Here is a 20,973-nt window from a genome sequence, read left to right on the forward strand (position 1 = left end):
GGGACAACTGTGAAGCGACGGAGGCTGGGATCCACATCTCCCGGATGCCGGCCTGCTCTCGCTGTGACCATGAGGAGCACCGGTACTTGTCGTGCGACTACGGGCAGTGCGCCTGTGCCGCCACCGAGAACGCGATCCCGGCGCCCCGTCGGGGCTGAATCGAGGCGCAGCCTCAGGGCTGAAGGAAGACCTTGATCGCTTCGCGCTCGTCCATCTGCCGGTAGCCCTCAGCGGCCTGGGACATCGGCAGGGTCGAGTCGAAGACCAGGCCGGGGTTGACCGTGCCCTCGAGCACTATCGGCAGCAGCTCGGGCAGGTAACGCCGGACCGGTGCCATCCCCCCGGCCAGACGGGCGTTCTTCACGAACATCGTCCGCACCGGCAGGGTCACGCCGTGGGGCGCGCCGACGAACCCGACGGTGGCGCCCGGGCGGATGATGTTGAAGGCGGTGTCCATCGACGCACCGGTGCCGACGCACTCCAGGACGGCGTCCGCGCCGATCCCGTCGGTCAGCTCCATCACCTCGGCCTCGCCCTCCGCGCCGCGAGCAGCGACGATGTCGGTGGCGCCGAAGGTGCGGGCCAGGGCCTGCCGCGGCTCGTGGCGGGACATCGCGATGATCCGCTCCGCGCCGAGGATCCGGGCCGACAGCACGCCGAGCAGGCCGACCGCGCCGTCGCCGACGACGACGGCGGTCGATCCCTTCGTCACGCCGGCGCTCAACGCAGCGTGGTACCCGGTCGGGAAGACGTCGGAGAGGGTGAGCAGGTCCGGGAGCTGGGAGACGTCGTGGTCGGGCAGGCGCACCAACGAGCCGTCGGCCTGGGTCACCCGGGCGAGCTCGGCCTGGCCACTGGTGGTCACCCCGAAGTTCACGCAGGACTGCTGCGAGCCGGCGAGGCAGTGCGCACAGGTGTTGTCGCAGTGGTCGAACGGCACCACGACGCGGTCCCCGACCCGGAAGTTCGAGACCTCGGAGCCGACCGCGACGATCTCCCCCAGACACTCGTGCCCGATCGTCTGCGGCTTCGTGATCGGGCCGTTCTCACCGCGGAACGGCCACAGGTCGGAACCGCAGATGCAGGAGGCGATGACCTTGACGATGGCGTCGGTCGGAGCCTTGATCACCGGGTCGGGCATCTCCCGGAAGTCGATGGTGCGGATGTCCTCGAGGGTCGTCGCGAGCATGTTAGGCAGTATCTCACATGTGAGTTACCGTGGACTGGTGACGACTTCGATCCAGTCTGACGGCTACAAAGACCGCATCGGCAACCTCATCCGGGACGCCCGGATGTTGCGTGGACTCACCCAGGCGCAGCTCGCCGAGCGCTTGGGCACCTCGCAGAGCGCGATCAACCGCATCGAGAAGGGACAGCAGAACTTGACGCTGGAGATGATCGCTCGGATCGGTGCCGCCGTGGAGTCCGAGATCGTGTCGTTGGGTGCCGGCCCGGTCCACCTGCGGGTGACCGGACCCACCACGCTGTCAGGCACGATCGACGTCAAGACGTCCAAGAACGCCGGTGTCGCGCTGCTGTGCGCCAGCCTGCTGAACAAGGGCCGCACCACACTGCGCAAGGTCGCCCGGATCGAAGAGGTCAACCGGCTGATCGAGGTGCTCAACAGCCTCGGCGTCCAGACCAAGTGGCTCAACGAGGACAACGACCTGGAGATCATCCCGCCGCGCACCCTGCAGCTCGGCAGCGTCGACGAGGAAGCCGCGCGTCGTACCCGCTCGGTGATCATGTTCCTCGGTCCGCTGCTGCACCGTGCCGACACCTTCGACCTGCCGTACGCCGGCGGGTGCAACCTCGGCGAGCGCACCGTCGAGCCGCACATGTCGGCCCTGCGGGCGTTCGGTCTCGAGGTCAAGGCCAACGAGGGCGCCTACCACGCCCGCGTCGACCGGGCGATCGTCCCCGGTCGCCCGATCGTGCTGACCGAGCGTGGTGACACCGTCACCGAGAACACCCTGATGGCCGCCGCCCTGCACCCCGGCACCACGGTGATCCGCAACGCCAGCTCCAACTACATGGTCCAGGACCTCTGCTTCTACCTCCAGCGCCTGGGCGTCACGGTCGAGGGCATCGGCACCACGACGCTGACCGTCACCGGCGTCAGCGAGATCAACGTCGACGTCGACTACGCGCCGGCCGAGGACCCGATCGAGGCGATGAGCCTGCTCGCTGCCGCGATCGTCACCGACTCCGAGATCACGATCCGCCGGGTGCCGATCGAGTTCCTCGAGATCGAGCTCGCCACCCTCGAGGAGATGGGCTTCCACTACGAGCGTTCCGAGGAGTACGTCGCCGCCAACGGCCAGACCCGTCTGGTCGACCTGACCACGCGGCACTCGACGCTGCGCGCACCCCTGGACAAGATCCACCCGATGCCGTTCCCGGGGCTCAACATCGACAATCTGCCGTTCTTCGCCGTGATCGCCGCGGTGGCGAGCGGTCAGACGCTGCTGCACGACTGGGTCTACGAGAACCGGGCGATCTACCTGACCGAGCTCAACAAGCTCGGTGGACAGGTCAAGCTGCTCGACCCGCACCGGGTGATGATCGAGGGGCCCTCGCACTTCTCCGGCGCCGAGATCGTCTGCCCGCCCGCATTGCGTCCGGCAGTGGTGATCCTGCTCGCCATGCTGGCGGCCAAGGGCACCAGCGTGCTCCGGTCGACCTACGTGATCGCCCGCGGTTACGAGGATCTCGCTGAGCGTCTCAACGAGCTCGGCGCGACGATCGAACCGTTCCGCGACATCAGCAACTGAGCACCGTGCACCAGGTCCGCCCTGTGCGCGCGTTCGCCCATCGCGGTGGAGCCCTCCACCCCGAGGTGATCCACCACGAGAACACGTTGCGTGCCTTCAAGCACGCGGTGGCGCTCGGCTATCGCGACATCGAGACCGACGTCCACCTCACCCTGGACGGCGTACTGGTCGCCGCCCATGACACCGTGCTGGACCGGGTCAGTGACGGGACGGGTGCGATCGCCGAGCTGACCTACGCCGAGATCGCCGTCCGTCGTCTCGGTGATGGTGAGCGGATCTCGACGCTGGCCGAGGTCGTGGACACCCTGCCCGACGACGTCCGCTACAACATCGACCTCAAGGCACCGGGGACTGCTCAGGCCCTCGCCGACTTCCTCGCCGAGCGCGGGATGGAGGACCGGGTCGTCGTCGGCTCCTTCTCGTACGCGGAGATGAAGCGTTTCCGGCGGATCACCGGCGGGCGGGTGAGGACGAGTGCGGCTCCGCACGAGGTCGCTGCCTACGTGCTCTGCCCGTGGGCGCGGCCCCTGCGCCGGCTCAAGCCGATGGCCCTCCAGATCCCCCATCGCCGCCATCACCTCACCATCGCCTCGCGCGGTGTGATCCGGCGTGCTCACGCGAACGGGCTCGAGGTTCACGTGTGGACCATCGACGACCCCGCCGAGATGGAGCTCCTGCTGGACCGGGGTGTCGATGGACTGATGACCGACCGAACCGACATTCTGAAGAGTGTCCTGACGGTACGGGGGCTTTGGGAGGCACCGTGAGTGTGATCGACGTAGCTGAGACGCCACTGGAACGACGTCGCGAACAGCGGGCGTGGAACTGGTACGACTGGGCGAACTCGGCCTACTTCACCACGGTCCTCACGGTGCTCTTCGGTCCGCTGATGATCACGGTCGCTGGCCGGGCCGCCGGCTGCGGCAACAGCGCCGACGACACGTGCAGCAAAGCGGTGCACATCCTCGGGATCCCGATGGCGGCCGGCTCGCTGCCGTCGTACCTGACCTCCTTCGCCACGATCGCGAGCGCGTTCCTGCTGCCGGTGATCGGCACGCTCGTGGATCGCAGCGGCCGCAAGAAGTGGCACATGGCGACGTTCGCCTGGTCCGGGGCTGCCGTGGCGTCCCTGCTCTTCTTCCTGCACGGCGACCACTGGCAGCTCGGTGCGGTCGCGGTGGTGGTCTCCAGCCTGCTGTGCGGCTGCTCGCTGGTCAGCTACTACGCGATCCTGGTCGACATCTCGACTGAGGATGAGCGGGACGCGGTCTCGGCGCGCGGGTGGGCGTTCGGCTATCTCGGCGGCGGACTGCTGCTCGTGATCAACCTGGTCCTCGTGCTCGGCCACGACAGCTTCGGGTTGGGCAAGGAGATGGCGGTCCGGGTCTGCCTCCTCAGCGCCGCCGTGTGGTGGGCCTCGTTCACCATCATCCCGGTGGTGCGGCTGCGCAATCGCCCCGCGCGGATGGTGACCCCGATCGGGGGCGGGCTGGTCCGCCGCAGCTTCGGCCAGCTCATCGTCACGGTGCGAGACCTGCGCAACTACCCGATGACGTTGACCTTCCTGATCGCCTACCTGTTCTACAACGACGGGATCCAGACCGTCATCACCAGCGCTGCGATCTACGGCTCCAAGCAGCTCGGCTTCGGCGACAGCGTGCTGATCGGGGCCATCGTGCTGATCCAGTTCGTCGCCTTCGGCGGAGCACTCCTCTTCGGTCGCGTGGCGGCTCGCTACGGCGCCTACAAGTGCCTGGTCTGGGGCGTCGTCGCGTGGATGGGCATCGTGGTCGCGGCGTTCTTCCTGCCCCGCAAGGAGGTCGTCTTCTTCCTGATCCTCGGGGTGCTGATCGGCCTCGTCATGGGCGGCACCCAGGCGCTGTCCCGGTCCTTCTTCAGCTTCCTCATCCCCCACGGCCGCGAAGGTGAGTACTTCGCGTTGTACAACGCCGCTGAACGAGGCACGTCCTGGTTCGGCACGCTGCTCTTCGGCCTGATGTTCCAGCTGACCGGCTCCTACCGCCCCTCGATCATCTCGCTGATCATCTTCTTCGCGCTCGGGCTCTTCTTCCTGCTCCGCCTCGACCCGCGCCGCGGGATCGCCGAGGCCGGCAACCGCGTCCCCGCCACCCTCTGACCAGAGTTCGCCGAGATGGCCGGTCTGGACCGCCGAGATGGCCGGTCTGGACCGCCGCAACGGCGCATGGTGTGACCTTTCGTTCAAGCGCTCTCTGCTTGGGCGCGCGTCGTACAGCCGCCTGGTCCCCGGGCAATCAGGCGAAGAAGGTGTCATCCTGAACTCGCGGGGTACCGACCAACCATGACTACGAATCCGAACGAACAGCCGATCGAGGACCCCACCGTCAGCCCCGGAGTCACCCCAGTCCCTGTCAATCCGACCGACCCGGGCGCGGGTGACGAACCCAACGTGGCGCCGTCGTCCGACCCACTCTGACGGGTCCGGTCATCTCCTACGCCACAACGAGATCGGCGGGACTCCGCCGTGACCACTGCGCCTCATCGAAGTGCGCCCAAACCGCCGCGATCGAACACCCACTCCTGCCGACGAGCGGTCAGGGTCGGTAGTCCTCGAACTCCCAGTAGCCCAGCCTTCCGAGGCGCTCCCCCATCTCACCCCACGTATCGGCCTGAACGGATTGCACTCTTTTGGCCAGCCACGTGCGGAGTGCGCTCACGTCGAATGCCTCGACGTCAACGACCAGGTGATGACGTGGGTCGTAGAACCCACCTTTGACTTCCCTTGCCAGCCATTCGGGTGTGCACAGGGTCAGGTCGAAGGACTCCTCGCCAGGACCATCTTCAGGTCCGATGATCATGCGAGCGCGCAGCGCGAAGGCCGCTGGATCCTCAGGCAGTGTCTTCGGATCAGGTTCAAGCATCAGGCTCTTCAACTCTGCTCGCACGGAATGAATCGTGCCTGATCGGGCGAAGCCCGACCATGCCGCTGAGCAGGTAGCCGACAACGCCGCGCCATGGCGCCGCGATCGACGCGGAGGTCGAACTGACCGTTGGCCCGACGCGTCTCACGTAGCGTCCTCACATTCGGTGTAACGCCTCGACACAACCATCGTGGAGGGACCCGAAGCCTGCCAACGTCACGCTGTTCCGACGAGCATCTGGTTCCTCCGCTGGCAGGCGCTGACCCGCCTGGATGCCAACGATCGGAGGGACCATGAAGGCGTCGAAGTGGAGCGACGAACACTCCCGAGCGATCTCTGATGCCGCGGGCATCGAGGAGCCTGTCAGCCAGCGCGAGATGGACGTGACCTGGCACCTGATCCACGAGGAAATCTCTGCAGCCGAAGCTCGGCCCCGGCGACGGCGGATGCGCGCCTTCCTCATCATGGGGGTGGCCGCCGGTGTCCTCGGCGCCGGTGGCGTGGCCGTGGCCACGGTGTACTCGGCCCACACCGGCAGATATGCGAAGGACGCCGAGGATCTGCGCCTGGGAGGCCCGGGCGAGCACCTCGACCCAGCTGCACCTGACTATCGCGCGGTCATCGACCTGGCCACGCGCGACGTACCGTTCCCGACGGCACGTGATCGGGACAGTTTTCTGTCGGCCGAGGTGCGTAGCGACCAGAGGGGCGCCGTTCCCGGCGAGACCTCGGTGGCGACCGGGGCCGTTCGCTTCTGGGCCGCACGGGCGGCAGTGTGCGCCTGGGCGAACCAATGGGCTGCGGCGACGAGCGCCGGAGACACCGTGGGCAAGTCGGCAGCAGGGCGAATGCTCGAGGAAGCACATCGCTGGAGGGCCGTCACGGACCTGGATCCCCGTCAGACGATCCGGTACACCCCCATGGAAGTGACTGATCCGTCGACCGGAACGACGACGACCCAGCTGTTCGAGGACAACACCGAGGCCGGCTACTTCCCGCTTCTCCGCACCGCCGCTGCGGCCGATGATCTCACCGGCATGGGTGGCGTGCTCGCCAAGTGGGGCGCGTGCGAAGCCTACGGAATCGCGATGTCGGACTTTCCTCAAGCGAAGCCCCAGGGCTGACGGCACCGCCATGCCTCAGCCGATGACAATCGCCGAGTTCGAAGAGCTCTATCGCGCCACCGCGCCGGAGCTCTTCGGCTACCTCCGACGGAGGGCCGTGACCGATCCGGAGGATCTGGTCGCCGAGGCGTACGCGATCGCCTGGCGTCGACGCGCAGAGGTACCGGCTCCGATCTTCAGACGAGCATGGATGTTCGGGACCGTACGGCGGCTTGCCTCCGCGCAACGCCGCAACCGAAGCGAGGAGGCCAGGGCTCTCGATGAGGCCGAGCGGCTGGGTCGAGGCAGTGAGCTGCGCACCGACGACCACGTGGAAGGTGTCGTGGCCGCGGCGCTCGGTCGACTCAGTGCCGAGGATCGTGAGCTCATCCGTCTCGTCGAGTGGGAGCACCTCACCCCTGCCGAGGTCGCGGTGGCGTTCGGCATTCGCCCGGGCACCGCCCGGGTGCGACTCCATCGAGCACGGAGATCCCTCGCCCTCGATCCAGAACTGGACGCCCTCGTCAGATCCCGCCAGTTCGCCGAACCGCCCGAAGGTCTCAGGTTCGGATGAGAGCCTCAGCGAACGGGCCCTCACGGGAAGCGGTCAGGAATCGAGAAGTCTCCGCCGAGTCGTCGCTTCTAGGGTCGATCCATGGCTACCAAGACCACGACCAAGACATCCGATTCCGGCTTCTCCGAGGACGAGCTGGCCGCGATGAAGCAGCGCGCGGCCGAGCTGCGCGCGGAGAAGAAGGGCGGCGCGAAGAAGGCCGACGAGGCGGAGGCGTGCGTCGCCGCGATCACCGCACTCCCCCAGCCCGACCGGCGCCTCGCCGAAGCGATCCACCGGATCGTGCTCGACGCCGCTCCCGGCCTCGACCCGAAGACCTGGTACGGGTTCCCGTCCTACGCCCGCGACGGCAAGGTCGTGGTCTTCTTCAAGCCCGCCTCGAAGTTCAAGTCCCGCTACGCGAGCCTCGGCTTCGAGGAGGCCGCCCAGCTCGACGACGGGGCGATGTGGGTGACGTCGTACGCCGTCGTCGAGATCGGCAAGGTCGAAGAAGACCTGATCCGCACCCTCGTCACCAAGGCCGCCGGCTGACCCTCTGACCGTGGTCACCACGCCACGGTGGTGACCACCCGCGTGACCGAGGGGCGGCGGGCGTCGAGGAGAAGCCGAAGTGTGGCGCCGGAAGCACCGGGCGGAGCCCACCCAGGTCGGCGCCGTCGAAGGATCCGGACAACGCGGTGACGGCATGGTGGTCGGTGGCGCCGTACCACTCCCGTCGACCCCCGCCGGCACTGCCGCGCGTGCGTACGTCGCGGAGGGCGACCCGCGCCACGGTGTCGGTCACGATGCACCACGCGGGGCTCTCCGCGACGGGACGAGGGACCAGCCTGAGGAGCCGCCCCCCAGGTCGTCCGGTCCCCGAGCTCCACCTCGAGCAGGAGCGATGCGGATCGGACGGACCACCGGCCGTCGAGCGACTCGGCGACGCTGATGTCCTCGAGACGCACGGCGTCGAAGGAGTACGTCGCCTCGACGAACTCCGCCACCGCCGGGCTCGGCGCCAGCAGGACGCGATGTCCCTCGGCCGTCTCCACCATCGCGTCGGTGAAGGTCCCGAGCGGTGAGGAGGTCCAACGTCCGACGACGACCCGGACGCCGAGGTCGCTGCCGACCCCCAGGATCTCGCCACGGAACCGGCCACGGTTCATCGCCACTCCCTTCGCGAGACCCAACTCCTGGGGCCACCCTGCCATTCGGGGCTCTGGCCGGCTGCTGGGCTAGATTCCTCGGGTGAGCAAGTCAGATCTGGACAACCGCTACGGCGGGCCGAACATCGCTGTGAAGGTGATGGCCTCGCTGATCGCGCTGGCCATGATCGCCCTCGGCGGGATCTGGACCTTCACCGCCGATGGTGCCGCGCAGTCGTTCGGCCCGATGATCGCAGGGCTGGGCGTCGCCCTCGCCTACGTCGCCCTCATCCAGAAGCGGCACTGACCCCACCGCCCCCACCGCCCGTTCCTGAGAAGTCCCTGGGATCTGGGTCACTTTCGGAATCATGCGCCGATCGGTACCGTTGAAGACTTCCGAAGGGGGTGTGTCATGGCAGAGCGCACACTACGAGGTGCCCGACTGGGCGGACAGAGCTTCGAGGACGAGCGTGGCATCGAGTTCGCGGGGCGGCAGCAGGTGGGTTACCGCTGTCCGCAGGGCCACGACTTCGAGGTCACCATGTCCGACGAGGCTGACGTTCCCGCGGTCTGGGAATGCCCGCGGTGCGGGCAGGAGGCCCTGAACACCGCAGGCGCACCGGTCGAGGAGAAGAACGAGAAGCCGGTCCGCACGCACTGGGACATGCTGCTCGAGCGTCGGTCGGAGAAGGAGCTCGAAGAGATCCTCAAGGAGCGGCTGGAGCTGCTTCGCGACGGCGAGATCGGCCCGGCGCACCTGCACCGGCCGAGCAAGAAGGGCAAGTCGAAGGCGAACGCCTGAGGCTCGACCTCAACTCAGAGGCAACATCACTGCGGCGTGCGGGCTCGATGCCACGCACGCCGCAGCTGCGTCCGGCGCTCCTGAAGGCCCCACACGGTGACGCGCTTCATCGACTCCGCGGCCACGGCCCCGCTCATCTTCGAGTTCCCCCGCACTCGTTCCACGAACTGGATCGGGACCTCACTGACCTTCAGCCCGGCGTGCAGGGTGCGGGTGACCAGATCGGTCTGGAAGACGTAGCCCGTCGACTCCACGCTGGCCAGGTCGATCTTCTCCAGCGCCGAACGGCGGAAGACCCGGAACCCGGCCGTCGCGTCGCGCACCTTGATCCCGAGCAGCAGCCGCACGTAGGCGTTGCCCCCGCGCGAAAGCGCCTCGCGGCGCAGCGGCCAGTTCACCACCGAGCCGCCGGCGATCCAGCGTGACCCGATCACGAGATCGGCGTGCTCCAGCGCGTCGAGAAGCAGGTACAGCTCCTCGGGCTGGTGGGAGCCGTCGGCGTCCATCTCGCCGATCACGTCGTAGCCCGCGCTCAGCGCCCATCTGAAGCCGTGCAGGTAGGCGGCGCCGAGGCCGGCCTTCTCGGTCCGGTGCAGGACGTGGACGGCCGGGTCCGCGGTGGCGAGGTCGTCGGCGATCCGTCCGGTCCCGTCAGGGGAACCGTCGTCGACGATGAGGACGTCGACCGCAGGTTGGGCAGCACGGAGCCGACCGATGATCCAGGCCAGGTTCTCGGCCTCGTTGTACGTCGGCACCACCATCACGGCGGTTCCGAACCATCGGCTCGTTGTGGCGTCGTCGTGCTCACTCATGCAGGTGCCCCTCCCCAGGTGCATCGTTGTCGGGAACCGTGACAGCGTCTCCGACCGGCTCAACGTTACGCTGACCGCGGGGCGACCGCAGGGTGGCGAGTATCGAACCAGTCACGATCAGGGTGATCAACCGCCACGGCCACGCGCCCAGCCAGATCGCCGGGGTCAGGCCGCCGTGCAGGGCGACGTCCGCCTGGAGGACGGCGCCCTCGACCACCGGTGCCTCGGCCCGGACGCTGCCGTCCGGACCGATCACTCCGCTGATCCCGTTGATCGAGGAGACCACGACGACGCGTCCCGACTCGGCCGCCCGGGCGCGGGTGATGTCGAACTGCTGCCGCAGCTGGGCGCTGCCGCCGTACGTCACGTTCGAGGTCTGCACGGTCACCAGCTCGGCGCCGGCGTGGATCTGGTCGCGGAGCACGGCCGCGTGGGCGACGTCGAAGCAGATCGCGTCCGCCACCTTCACCCCGTCGACGTCGAGCGGCGTGGTGCGGGAACCGTGCAGCATGTCCCGGCTGGGCAGGACGTCGCCGAAGTGCAGCCAGCCGAGCTGGTCGCGGAACGGGAGGTACTCACCCCACGGCACCGGATGCTGCTTCACATAGCCCTGTTCGGTGGTGCCGTCGGGCTCCCAGAGGATCCCGACGTTGGCCACGTCGCGGCCGTTCTTCGCCTCGACCATCGCGCCGACGAGGATCGGAGCACCGAGCTGCTGGCTGGCCAGCGTGATGGCCCCGTGGTCGCGTGCGTCGAGGAACGGGTCGACGGCCGTGGAGTTCTCCGGCCACACCACCAGGTCGGGCTGAGGGACGACCCCGCCGGCGACCTGGCGGGACAGCTCGAGCGTCTGCTCGGCCAGCCCCTCCGTCACTTGGTAGTGGAACGGGGCGATCCGATCGGCATCGAGCCCCGGCTGCATGGCCACCACGCGGAAGGATCCGTGGGTCGGCGTGGTCCACGCGAGCACCAGTGGCGCCGAGGCCACGGCCACCACGAGGAGCAACGGAAGAAGGCGACGCGCAGCGACCAGCCCGGCGATCAGCGCCAGCACGAACCCGGTCAGTGGTACCCCGAGGTACGGCAGGTCCCGCACCCACGGGGTGTCGACCACCGTGAACCCGAGCTGCCCCCACGGCATCCCGCCGAACGGCGCGGTGCTGCGAAGCCCCTCCACGGCGAGCCAGACAGCGGCCAGCCACAGGGCAGGGGCGCGGCGCCGCCAGGCCCACGCGACCAGGACGCCCAGCAGGGCGAAGAAGACCGTCTCCGCGGCCACCAGGGCGCCCCACGCCGCCCAGCTGACCAGCCGCAGCCAGAACAGGTGCAGGCCGAGGAACCCGAGGCCGAAACAGGCTCCGATCGTCGCTCCGGCCCGCAGCCGCTGCCCGCGGATCACCCCGAACAGCGCCACCAGCGCGAGCGGTGCGAGCCACGGCTGGTCGACCGGTTCGAAGGCGGCCGCCAGCGCGACCCCGCTGAGCACTCCCCCGAGGTGACGCAGCACGGTGGGCCGCGCAGACGGCGGTGGGCGGCGGAGCACGGGGAGAGGCTACGCCCCGGGAACGCCCGACGTGGTTGGATGCACGCGTGAGTCGGATGCTGCTGGACACTGCGAGTCTCTACTTCCGGGCCTTCTACGGAGTCCCCGAGGTGCTGGCGCCGGACGGCACCCCCGTCAACGCCGTCCGCGGTCTGCTCGACTTCATGGCGCGCCTGGTCGGTGAGTACTCCCCCGACGAGCTGGTCTGCTGCTGGGACGACGACTGGCGTCCCGCCTGGCGGGTCGACCTGATCCCGACCTACAAGGCTCATCGGGTGGTCGAGGAGCACGAGGTCGGCCCCGACGTCGAGGAGGTGCCCGACCCGCTCCAGGTGCAGGTGCCGATCATCCTCGAGGTGCTGGGCGCCTTCGGGATCGCCGTCCGTGGCGCTGCCGGCTACGAGGCCGACGACATCATCGGCACCCTGGCCACCGGGGCCGACCGCCCCGTCGACGTGGTGACCGGCGACCGTGACCTCTTCCAGCTCGTCGACGATGCTGCCGGGGTCCGCGTGCTCTACATCGCTCGCGGTGTCAGCAAGCACGAACGCGTCGACGCCGCCTGGGTGCAGACCAAGTACGACGTCCGCCCGGACCAGTACGCCGACTTCGCGACCCTGCGGGGGGACGCCTCCGACGGCCTGCCCGGTGTCGCTGGTGTCGGCGAGAAGACCGCGGCCACGCTGCTGCAGCGGTTCGACTCGATCGACGGGATCCGAGCCGCCGTGCTCGACCCGGCGTCGAACCTCGCGCCGGGGCCGCGCTCCAAGATCGCCGCGGCCAGCGCCTACCTCGACGTGGCCCCGAAGGTCGTCGCCGTCGCGCGCGACATCGACCTCGACACCACCGGCCTGGCGGCGCCGCGCGCACCCCGGGACCCGGACGCGCTCGCCGACCTGGCCGAGCGGTGGAACCTGGCGGGCTCGGTGGCCCGGCTCAGCGCTGCCCTGGCCACCACGGGGGAACGAGCGCCAGGTACACCCTGAGGAACTGGTCGACGTCGGGGTCCGACTCCTCGATCCAGCCGGCGATCTGTCCGACCGTGCCGTCAGCGAGGAACCGGGTCGCCGCGTCGGTCAGCGCTGACGTCGTGACCCCGTCCGCGACCAGGGCCCCCCAGTCGTGGTCGGCGAAGAGCAGCGCGCCGCTGGTGCGGAAGTGGCGCGCCAGCATGGGGTGCAGGCTCGCCGCGCCGCTGGCCTCCCCCAGTCCGCGCCGGTAGATGTCGCGGTGGGCCAGGACGTGGTCCAGCACGCCGCGGGTCACCTCGGTCACCGCAGCGTCGACGGCCGTGCCGTCGGAGAGTCCGGAACGGAGCCGGTCGAGCTCCCCGGTGAGGGCGTCCTCGAGGAGCGCGAACGGCGACGTGGCGTGCTCGTAGAGCGTGGACCGATGGACCTTCGCTGCGGTGGTCAGCTCGGTCATGGTGATCTCGGAGATGGGTCGGGCTTCCGCGAGCTCCAGCACCGTCGCGTGCAGTCGGTCGCGTGTGCGCTGCTGTCGAACGTCCACCGGGCCGCCTTCTCTCGGGAATTGAATCCGACAGCTGTCGGTTATCTTAAGTGAAGCCGACAGATGTCGGATTGATCGTAGCGGCGAGGTGCCGCTGAAGGAGATGAGTTGCATGGCTACCTACGACGTAGCTGGCCGCTCGGCCATCGTGACCGGTGCGGGCAAGGGAATCGGGCGCTCGGTCGCCCTCACACTGGCGGCCAGCGGTGCCGCCGTGATCGTGTCCGACCTCGACCAGGCGGCTGCTGAGGCCGTCGTCGCCGAGATCGAGCAGGCCGGCGGCACGGCTCGCGCCCTGGTCGGTGACGTCGCGAAGCCCGAGGTCAACGACGCGCTGGTCGCGGCCGCCGAAGAGTTGGCACCGCTCGGGATCGCGGTCAACAACGCCGGCATCGGCGGGGCCAACGCACCGACCGGTGACTACCCGGTCGACAGCTGGAAGAAGGTCATCGAGGTCAACCTCGACGGCGTCTTCTACGGCGTGCGTGCCCAGGTCACCGCGATGGCGGCCCACGGTGGCGGCAGCATCGTCAACATGGCCTCGGTCCTCGGTTCGGTCGGGATCGCCGGGTCGGTCGCCTACGTCACCGCCAAGCACGGTCTGATCGGCCTGACCAAGAACGCCGCACTGGAGTACGGCGCGCAGGGGGTCCGGGTCAACGCGGTCGGGCCCGGCTTCATCGCCACTCCCCTGCTCGAGGCGAACCTCGATGAGGAGGCCAAGGCCTTCCTCGCCAGCCAGCACGCGCTCGGTCGCCTCGGGACGCCCGAGGAGGTCGCCGCGCTGGTGGCCTTCCTCAGCTCGGACGCCGCCGGCTTCATCACGGGCAGCTACCACTTGGTCGACGGCGGTTACGCCGCCCACTGATCCGGCCGGCGTGGTCGCCTGAGCCGGACCTCAGTCGAGGCCGCTGTAGGCGACCACGCCGCGCTTGAGCTGGTCGATCGCCGCACGCGCGGTGTGGCGCACCTGGGAGTCGATGGTCGCGTTGGCGACCTGACCGCACAGGTCGATCAGCTGCTTCATCCAGCGGACGAAGTCGCCAGCCGCGAGGTCGATCTCGCGGAGCACGGCGTCGAGGTCGTCACCCTCGGCCCAACGGAACGCCGCATAGGCGAAACCGAGGTCCGGTGGCCGCAGGAAGTCGAGCCGGTGGTCCCGTTCGAGGGCGTCGAGCTCGCCCCAGAGCCGGACCAACCCCGCGATCGCGTCCTGGGCCCGACCGCCGGGCAGCCGCGGCGCTGAGGCGTCGTCGCTGCGGCGGGCCTCGAAGACGAGCGTGGACAGCACCGCCGCGAGCTCGGACGGACGGAGACCGTCGAACAGGCCGGCGCGGAGCGACTCCGCGGCGACCAGGTCCAGCTCGGAGTAGAGCCGCATCAGCGGCCGACCGGTCTCGGCGACGCCCTCGTCGTCGAGATAGCCCAGGGCGGTCAGGACGTCGCAGACCCGGTCGAACTGTCGGGCCACCGTGTTGGTGCGCGACTCCACCCGCCGCTCGAGCGTCGTGGCGTCGCGCTGCAGCTTGAACCAACGCTCGGCCCAGCGGGCGTGGTCCTCCCGGTCCGGACAGCTGTGGCAGGGGTGGGCCTTCATCTCGCTGCGCAGCGCGGCGATCTCGGCCTCGACGCCAGCCGGCATCGACGGACCGCGGCCCGGTCGCTCAGCGCCCGCGTGCCGGGGCAGGTCGCGACTGCGCTCGGCCAGGTGGGCGGCGAGGTCTCGCCGTGCCTGCGGGCTGCGGCCGTTGAACTGCTTCGGCACCCGGAGTCGGGTGAGCGCGCTGACCGGCGTCCCGAAGTCGATCATCGCGAGCCGGCGCGCTTGCCGGTCGAGGGTGAGCACGTAGGGCCGCGGATTGTCGGCGTCGAACCCGGGATCGATCACCACGGCGTAGCCGGAGAACTTCCCGTTCGGGACGAAGATGACGTCACCGGGCTTCAACATCCCCAAGGAGGCGATGATCTCCTCGCGCCGGTCCATCCGACGGGATCGGGAGGCGTTCTTCTCGGCCTCGGAGATCCGTCGCCGCAGGTCGGCGTACTCGATGAAGTCGCCCTGGTCGCAGGTCGCAGCCTCGCGGTAGCCGTCGAGGGCGTCCTCGGCCTTCTTCAGCTGCCGGGCCAGGCCGACCACGGCCTTGTCGGCCTGGAACTGGGCGAAGCTCTGCTCGAGCAGCTCGCGGGAGCGGTGCCGTCCGAACTGGTGCACCAGGTTGACCGCCATGTTGTACGACGGCTTGAAGCTGCTCCGCAGCGGGTAGGTGCGGGTGGAGGCCAGCCCGGCGACCTCCCCGGGGTTCATCCCGGGCTGCCACAGCACGACCCCGTGGCCCTCGGTATCGAGGCCACGGCGCCCGGCACGCCCGACGAGCTGGGTGTACTCCCCCGGCGTGAGGTCGGCATGGGTCTCGCCGTTCCACTTCACCAGCTTCTCGATCACCACCGTGCGGGCGGGCATGTTGATGCCGAGCGCGAGGGTCTCGGTGGCGAAGACGACCTTGATCAGTCCGCGGATGTAGAGCGCCTCCACGACCTCCTTGAAGGCGGGCAGCATGCCGGCGTGGTGGGCGGCCACGCCACGGGTCAGCGCGTCCAGCCAGTCGTGGTACCCGAGGATGTGACGGTCCTCGGAGGGCAGGTCGGCGCAGGCCTCCTCGACGAACTCGAAGACGGCGTCCCGTTCCTCCGGGGTGGTCAGCTTCACGTTCCCGGCCAAGCACTGCTGGACGGCCGCGTCGCAGCCGACCCGGGAGAAGATGAACACGATCGCCGGCAGCAGCCGGGCGCGCTCCAGCGAGTCGATCATGTCGACCCGGCTGGGGATCCAGACCCGCCGGCCGTTCCCGACCTGCCGCGGCCCGGAGCCACGTCGATCCCGCGGCGAGCGCCGGTCCTTGATCCGGGACGAGGCCCAGTCGTCGCGGGCGACCTTCATCAGCTCGCCGTTGACCGGAGCGCCCTCCTTGACGAACCCGGCCGCGGCGTCGACGTCGGAGGACGCGAAGAGATCCATCAGTCGCTTGCCGACCATGACGTGCTGGTACAGCGGGACCGGCCGCTTCTCCTCGAGGATCGTCGTGGTCGCGCCGCGGACGGTCTCCAACCACTCGCCGAACTCCTCGGCGTTCGAGACCGTCGCCGACAGCGAGACCACGCTCACCGACTCGGGCAGGTGGATGATCACCTCTTCCCACACCGCCCCACGGGAGCGGTCGGCGAGGTAGTGCACCTCGTCCATCACCACGAAACCGAGCCCGAGCAGGGTCGAGGAGCCGGCGTAGAGCATGTTGCGCAGCACCTCGGTCGTCATCACGACGATGGGTGCCTCGCCGTTGACCGTGTTGTCACCGGTCAGCAGGCCGACCTGGTCGGGCCCGTAGCGGTCGACGAGGTCGTGGTACTTCTGGTTCGACAGGGCCTTGATCGGGGTGGTGTAGAACGCCTTGCGACCCGTGGCCAGGGCGAGGTGGATCGCGAACTCGCCGACGATCGTCTTGCCCGACCCGGTCGGCGCGGCGACCAGGACGCCCCGCCCCTCCTCGATCTCCCGGCAGGCCCGGAGCTGGAAGTCATCGAGTCCGAACCGGTGCAGCGCGACGAAATCGGCCAGGATCGGGTGCGCCTGCGAGCCACGGAACTTGGCGTATCGCTGGGCGGGGGAAAGCTCGTCGGCCGCATCGGTCGCCATGGGTCAAACCTACGCCCTGGACCGAATCCGGTCGTGGACCTACCCCGGGACGAACACGCTGAGCGCGGCGGGGACGACCTCGACGGTGCGCGGCAGCGGACCGAACCGTTCACCGTCGGCGTAGGCGACCACGTCCGGGGCCTCGATCCGCACGGTCCGGACCCGGTGGAGCTCGTACGCCGGGTGGCTGGTGTGGCCGCCCGTGAACAGCTTCGGATAGTTCCGGATCAGCTCCCGGCGCGGGACGGCGTGGAAGAGCACGACGTCGAGCAGCCCGTCGTCGAGCTGGGCGCCGTGGGTGACCCGCAGTCCGCCGCCCATCGAGTCGGTGTTGCCGACCGAGACCAGCATCGCCTCGACGGTGGTGGTCGCACCGTCCAGCGTGAGCGTGTACGGGATGGGGCGGAACCGGGCCAGGACGGCGAGGATCGCCAGGCTGTACTTCGCCTGACCCTTCGGCCACGTCATCGAGTTGGCCCGCTCGTTCACGGCGGCGTCGAAGCCGGCGGCCATGACGGTGACGAAGTGGCGGCCCTCGGACACGGCCAGGTCGATTCGACGCGTCCTGCCCGCCAGGACCACGTCGACCGCCGCGGCGATCCGGTCCTTGCCCTTGACCCGGAGGCCCAGGGCTCGGGCGGTGTCGTTGCCGGTGCCGAGGGGCACGATCCCCAGCGGGACGTCGGTGCCGGCGAGCTCCTGGACGGCCAGGTTGACCATCCCGTCTCCCCCGACGACGACGACGGCGCCGACGGTGCCCGTGCCGAGCTCGTCGCGCAGTCGGGCCCGGGTCTCGTCGGCGTCGTCGCCGAGGACCACGGTGACGTCCACCCCGGCGCCGCGCAGACGGGTGGTCACCGCGGCGAGGTCCGCCGGAGCGAGTCCGCGTCCGGAGTCAGGGCCGGGCAGGACGAGTGCGCGGCCCTTCACAGCCCTGGACCGTTCACTGCGTTCACAGCGGCGACAGCTCGTCGTCGTCCCACTGCTCCGCGGTGTCGCGGGCGCGGCGGCGATCCACGAGTCGGGAGATCAGCTCGGCGAAGAAGAAGAGCACCATCATCGGGATGGCGAGGAACAGCATCGAGACCGGATCGGTGGACGGGGTCGCGACGGCCGCGAAGATGAACGTGCCGAGGATGATCCAGGGGCGGTACTTGGCCAGCATCCGTCCGGGCAGCACGCCGGCGAGGTTGAGCAGCACGACGAACAGCGGGATCTCGAAGGCGATGCCGAACACCAGCAGCATGCGGGTGATGAAGGTCAGGAACTCGTCGAAGTCCTGAAGGTTCTCCACGCCGTCCGGGGTGAAGGCGAGCAGCACCTCGATGCCCTTGGGCAGGACGTAGTAGCCGACCAGCACGCCGAGGATGAAGAGTGGTCCGGCGACCGCGGCGAACACCCGGGTCCAGTGCTTCTCCTTCTGGTGCAGCCCGGGCACGACGAAGCCCCAGATCTGCATCAACCAGTAGGGACTGGAGATGGCGACCGCGGCCACGCCGCACAGCTTGAACTGCGACATCAGCGGGGCGCCGACGCCCGACATCACGATCTTGGCGTCCACCTGGCCGCCGAGCTGCTCGACCGCCTGCTTGTACGGATCGACGATCAGCTCGAGCAGGAAGTCGTAGAAGAAGAGGGCGACGATGAAGACGATCAGCCAGACCAGGAAGGATCGGATCAGGCGGGCGCGGAACTCGCGGACGTGGTCCGACAGAGCCATCCGTCCGTCGGGGCCGATGGGGTGGTGAGGACGGCCTCGGAGGAGGTCAGCAACGCCACGGAAAGCGCTACCGAGCGACAAGGTGGACCTCGGTCAGTTCGAGGAGTCGTTCAGCTTCGCGCGCTCGGCGTCCAGCTCGGCCTGGCGCGCGTCGAGCTCGGCCTGCTTGGCGTCGATCGCCGACGGGGCGGCGGGCGTCACGGTCGGGGCGTCCTCGTCGTCATCGTCGAGCAGCCCCTTGGTCTCGGCCTTGAAGATCCGCAGCGCACGACCCGATCCCCGAGCCAAATCGGGCAGCTTGCTGGCGCCGAACAGCAGGATGACCACCAGCAGGATGAGAACGAGTTCCTGGGTGCCAAGCCCGGCGATGGCCAGTGGGGTCATGTCAGTCTCCGAAGTGAGTGGACGTACATCTTCATCGTACTGCCGAACCCGCAGGCCCGTCGTACTGAGCCAGGGTGCGCGCCACGGTCGTGCGGTGGAGCTCGGCGAACTCCGCTGGAGCGACGATCCGCGCAGCCGGGCTCACCCGCATCACCAGGCGAACCAGCCACCGTGGATCGGCGACCACCAGATCGGCCTCGAGGTGGCCGTCCTGAGCGGGTCGGACGTCCTCCATCGGGTAGTACTCGGTGATCCAGTGGGCCTCGGGCGCGAGGTCGAGGGTCGCCACCGTGGCCGCCTCCTTCAGCGCCAGGGGCACGTCCTCACGGTCCTCGGGGGCGGGGGTGACGACCGGCGTGTCGAGCACCTCGAGGCTTCGGATCCGGTCGAGCCGGAACCAGCGGGGTGCCTGCGCCTCGTGGCACCAGGCGTCGAGGTAGACGGCGCCGTGCGCCCGGGTGAGCCGGTGCGGATCGACCAGCCGGGTCGACTCCTCGTCGCGGCTCGGGACGTAGTACTCCAGGCGGACCTGCTGGCCCGCGTCGATCGCACGGGTCAGGCTCGCCTCACGGTCGGCCAGCTCGGGTTCGGTGCCGGGGGCGACGTGGACCAGCGGGGCCGCGTCGGCCGAGCCGCGCTCGAGCTTGCCCAACGCGCGGTCGATGACGTCGCGGGTCTCCTCCCCCGCCGATTCGCGCAGCGCTCGCAGCGCGACGATCAGGGCGGTGGCCTCGGTCGGGCTCAGCCGAACGGCGCGGGCGAGGTAGTCGGCGTTGTCGACCCGGATGATCCGGTCGCCGCCGGGCTCCTCGAGGGCGTCCATGTCGACGTCGATCAGGTCGTCGGGCAGGCCGCCCGGAAGCCCGCACATCCACAGCACCTTGAGGTCCTTGGTGAGCTGGCGTTCGCTGACGTCGAGCATCGCGGCGGCGTCGGCGAGACGGACCTCCCCGCGCACGTGCAGGTACGGCACCAGTGCGAGGAGTCGGGCGATCTGGTCCTTGGAGCCGTACCCGGTGGCCGGAGCGTTCATCGGACCTCCCCGGCGACGGCGGTGAGCCGGGTGACCAGCTCGGTGCGCAGCGCCGCCGGCTCTTCGACGACGGCGTCGGACCCGTGGGCCAGCAGGTCGCCGACGAGGTCGTTGCCCGTGTACGTGAGCGTCAGCCGGTCCCAGCCGTCCTCCGCGGGCGTCGTCGAGGTGGCGTAGCGGCGGAGCAGGTGCCCGGATCCGGTCCGGACGAGCACGGTCGCCTCCACGCTGCGCGGGGGTGGCGCGAGCCGGCGGACGATGTCGGAGGCATCGATGTCCGCGGGCCGGGTGAAGCTGCCCGGACCGTCGTGAGGGGCGGGGGTCCCGACGACGCGGGAGAGCCGGAAGACGCGTTCCTCGTCCCGGTCCTGGTCCCGCCCGACGACGTACCAGCGGCCGGAGTAGCGCACGACCCCCCACGGCTCGAGACGCCGCTGCGTCGGCTCGGCGCCGGTGCGCTGGTAGGTGAAGGTCACCGGGGTCCGGGTCCAGGCAGCCTCGGTGAACCCTTCGTACGACGGCTCCTCGGCGCCGAGGCGGGGCAGGACCAGGTCCAGAGCGTTCAGGTCGACCGAGCTGAGCGGGTCGCCGGGTCCGATCTGGTCGGCGGCGAGCTTGCGGCCGGCCGCCCCGGCGGCGCGAGACATGCCGGCGTGCTCCCAGACCCGTGCAGCGACCCCGACGACCGCGGCCTCGGCGGCGTCGAGCTCGATCTCGGGCAGTTGGAACTCGTCGGCACTGACCCGGTAGCCCAGGTCGTCCTCGAAGAGCGGATCGCCGTGCACGACCTCGATCGGGACACCGAGGGAGCGAAGCTCCTCCTTGTCCCGCTCGAACATCTTCTCAAACGCCTCGTCGGAGGTGTCGGGGTAGAGCGCGGCGCGGATGCCGTCCTTGCCGATGTACCGCCGTTGGACGAGCAGCATGATGAGCAGGTTCATCAGGCGCTCGGACTTCACGGCGGACATCGGCAGGACGGCTCTCTCGCTAGGTCAGCG

General features: G+C 69.4%; 21 protein-coding genes. 10 read left to right on the forward strand and 11 right to left on the reverse strand.

Annotated features, from left to right (window positions below; genetic code table 11):
* Positions 1–172: 172 nt before the first annotated feature.
* Entirely contained in the window at positions 173–1,189 is a 1,017-nt protein-coding gene (locus tag ACZ5J1_RS07170; RefSeq protein ID WP_464563863.1) for a zinc-dependent alcohol dehydrogenase family protein, read from the reverse strand.
* A gap of 103 nt (positions 1,190–1,292) precedes the next feature.
* Between ACZ5J1_RS07170 and ACZ5J1_RS07175 the strand changes: the two genes are divergently transcribed.
* The 3 genes from ACZ5J1_RS07175 to ACZ5J1_RS07185 are packed head-to-tail and all read left to right on the forward strand — an operon-like array spanning position 1,293 to position 4,911.
* Positions 1,293–2,774, forward strand: coding sequence for a helix-turn-helix domain-containing protein (locus tag ACZ5J1_RS07175; RefSeq protein WP_464564733.1), 1,482 nt, complete (start codon positions 1,293–1,295; stop codon positions 2,772–2,774).
* Between the two features lie 23 nt (positions 2,775–2,797).
* On the forward strand, positions 2,798–3,541 hold the full coding sequence (locus tag ACZ5J1_RS07180; protein ID WP_464563865.1) for a glycerophosphodiester phosphodiesterase: 744 nt from the start codon (positions 2,798–2,800) through the stop codon (positions 3,539–3,541).
* Complete coding sequence (locus tag ACZ5J1_RS07185) at positions 3,538–4,911, forward strand: MFS transporter (protein WP_464563867.1); 1,374 nt, start codon at positions 3,538–3,540, stop codon at positions 4,909–4,911. The genes ACZ5J1_RS07180 and ACZ5J1_RS07185 overlap by 4 nt, the downstream gene beginning before the upstream one ends.
* Before the next feature lie 436 nt (positions 4,912–5,347).
* Here the strand turns inward: ACZ5J1_RS07185 and ACZ5J1_RS07190 are convergent, their stop codons facing one another.
* Entirely contained in the window at positions 5,348–5,698 is a 351-nt protein-coding gene (locus ACZ5J1_RS07190) for an Imm8 family immunity protein (protein WP_464563869.1), read from the reverse strand.
* 269 nt (positions 5,699–5,967) lie between these two features.
* On the opposite strand from ACZ5J1_RS07190, the gene ACZ5J1_RS07195 reads away from it, so the two are divergent.
* The 5 genes from ACZ5J1_RS07195 (at position 5,968) to ACZ5J1_RS07215 (ending at position 9,280) form a co-directional block, all read left to right on the forward strand.
* Complete coding sequence (locus ACZ5J1_RS07195; protein ID WP_464563871.1) at positions 5,968–6,798, forward strand: hypothetical protein; 831 nt, start codon at positions 5,968–5,970, stop codon at positions 6,796–6,798.
* A 22-nt stretch (positions 6,799–6,820) separates the two neighbouring features.
* A complete protein-coding gene (locus ACZ5J1_RS07200; RefSeq protein ID WP_464563873.1) occupies positions 6,821–7,351 on the forward strand; it encodes an RNA polymerase sigma factor in 531 nt (176 codons plus the stop codon).
* Positions 7,352–7,432: 81 nt separating this feature from the next.
* Positions 7,433–7,882 carry a hypothetical protein gene (locus ACZ5J1_RS07205; protein ID WP_464563875.1) on the forward strand — a complete coding sequence of 150 codons (450 nt, stop codon included), beginning with the start codon at positions 7,433–7,435 and terminating at the stop codon, positions 7,880–7,882.
* A gap of 699 nt (positions 7,883–8,581) precedes the next feature.
* On the forward strand, positions 8,582–8,785 hold the full coding sequence (locus ACZ5J1_RS07210) for a hypothetical protein (protein WP_464563877.1): 204 nt from the start codon (positions 8,582–8,584) through the stop codon (positions 8,783–8,785).
* A gap of 105 nt (positions 8,786–8,890) precedes the next feature.
* A complete protein-coding gene (locus ACZ5J1_RS07215; protein WP_464563879.1) occupies positions 8,891–9,280 on the forward strand; it encodes an RNA polymerase-binding protein RbpA in 390 nt (129 codons plus the stop codon).
* A 26-nt stretch (positions 9,281–9,306) separates the two neighbouring features.
* Here ACZ5J1_RS07215 and ACZ5J1_RS07220 read toward each other — a convergent pair whose 3' ends face one another.
* On the reverse strand, positions 9,307–10,092 hold the full coding sequence (locus tag ACZ5J1_RS07220) for a polyprenol monophosphomannose synthase (protein ID WP_464563881.1): 786 nt from the start codon (positions 10,090–10,092) through the stop codon (positions 9,307–9,309).
* Positions 10,085–11,635, reverse strand: coding sequence for an apolipoprotein N-acyltransferase (gene lnt / locus ACZ5J1_RS07225; RefSeq protein ID WP_464563883.1), 1,551 nt, complete (start codon positions 11,633–11,635; stop codon positions 10,085–10,087). The genes ACZ5J1_RS07220 and lnt overlap by 8 nt, the downstream gene beginning before the upstream one ends.
* Positions 11,636–11,691: 56 nt before the next feature.
* Here lnt and ACZ5J1_RS07230 point away from each other — a divergent pair, with 56 nt between their 5' ends.
* Entirely contained in the window at positions 11,692–12,621 is a 930-nt protein-coding gene (locus ACZ5J1_RS07230; RefSeq protein ID WP_464564735.1) for a 5'-3' exonuclease, read from the forward strand.
* On the opposite strand, the gene ACZ5J1_RS07235 is transcribed toward ACZ5J1_RS07230, so the two are convergent.
* Complete coding sequence (locus ACZ5J1_RS07235) at positions 12,572–13,147, reverse strand: TetR/AcrR family transcriptional regulator (RefSeq protein WP_464563885.1); 576 nt, start codon at positions 13,145–13,147, stop codon at positions 12,572–12,574. The two genes, ACZ5J1_RS07230 and ACZ5J1_RS07235, sit on opposite strands and share 50 nt — an antisense overlap.
* A 112-nt stretch (positions 13,148–13,259) precedes the next feature.
* Here ACZ5J1_RS07235 and ACZ5J1_RS07240 point away from each other — a divergent pair, with 112 nt between their 5' ends.
* Positions 13,260–14,015 carry an SDR family NAD(P)-dependent oxidoreductase gene (locus tag ACZ5J1_RS07240; RefSeq protein WP_464563887.1) on the forward strand — a complete coding sequence of 252 codons (756 nt, stop codon included), beginning with the start codon at positions 13,260–13,262 and terminating at the stop codon, positions 14,013–14,015.
* Positions 14,016–14,045: 30 nt separating this feature from the next.
* On the opposite strand, the gene ACZ5J1_RS07245 is transcribed toward ACZ5J1_RS07240, so the two are convergent.
* From ACZ5J1_RS07245 to ACZ5J1_RS07270, 6 genes are all read right to left on the reverse strand, one after another.
* Entirely contained in the window at positions 14,046–16,838 is a 2,793-nt protein-coding gene (locus ACZ5J1_RS07245; RefSeq protein WP_464563889.1) for a DEAD/DEAH box helicase, read from the reverse strand.
* 39 nt (positions 16,839–16,877) lie between these two features.
* Entirely contained in the window at positions 16,878–17,768 is an 891-nt protein-coding gene (locus ACZ5J1_RS07250) for a YegS/Rv2252/BmrU family lipid kinase (protein ID WP_464563891.1), read from the reverse strand.
* 22 nt (positions 17,769–17,790) lie between these two features.
* The gene (gene tatC / locus ACZ5J1_RS07255; protein ID WP_464563893.1) at positions 17,791–18,558 is read right to left on the reverse strand and encodes a twin-arginine translocase subunit TatC; all 768 of its coding nucleotides are present in this window, start codon (positions 18,556–18,558) and stop codon (positions 17,791–17,793) included.
* 93 nt (positions 18,559–18,651) lie between these two features.
* The gene (gene tatA / locus ACZ5J1_RS07260; RefSeq protein WP_464563894.1) at positions 18,652–18,942 is read right to left on the reverse strand and encodes a Sec-independent protein translocase subunit TatA; all 291 of its coding nucleotides are present in this window, start codon (positions 18,940–18,942) and stop codon (positions 18,652–18,654) included.
* Positions 18,943–18,973: 31 nt separating this feature from the next.
* Complete coding sequence (locus ACZ5J1_RS07265; protein ID WP_464563896.1) at positions 18,974–19,975, reverse strand: helix-turn-helix transcriptional regulator; 1,002 nt, start codon at positions 19,973–19,975, stop codon at positions 18,974–18,976.
* Positions 19,972–20,943: a helix-turn-helix transcriptional regulator gene (locus tag ACZ5J1_RS07270; RefSeq protein ID WP_464563898.1), complete on the reverse strand. Its 972-nt coding sequence runs from the start codon at positions 20,941–20,943 to the stop codon at positions 19,972–19,974. The genes ACZ5J1_RS07265 and ACZ5J1_RS07270 overlap by 4 nt, the downstream gene beginning before the upstream one ends.
* Between the last annotated feature and the right edge of the window lie 30 nt (positions 20,944–20,973).

The sequence above is a fragment of the Nocardioides sp. JCM 18999 genome (assembly GCF_055391175.1).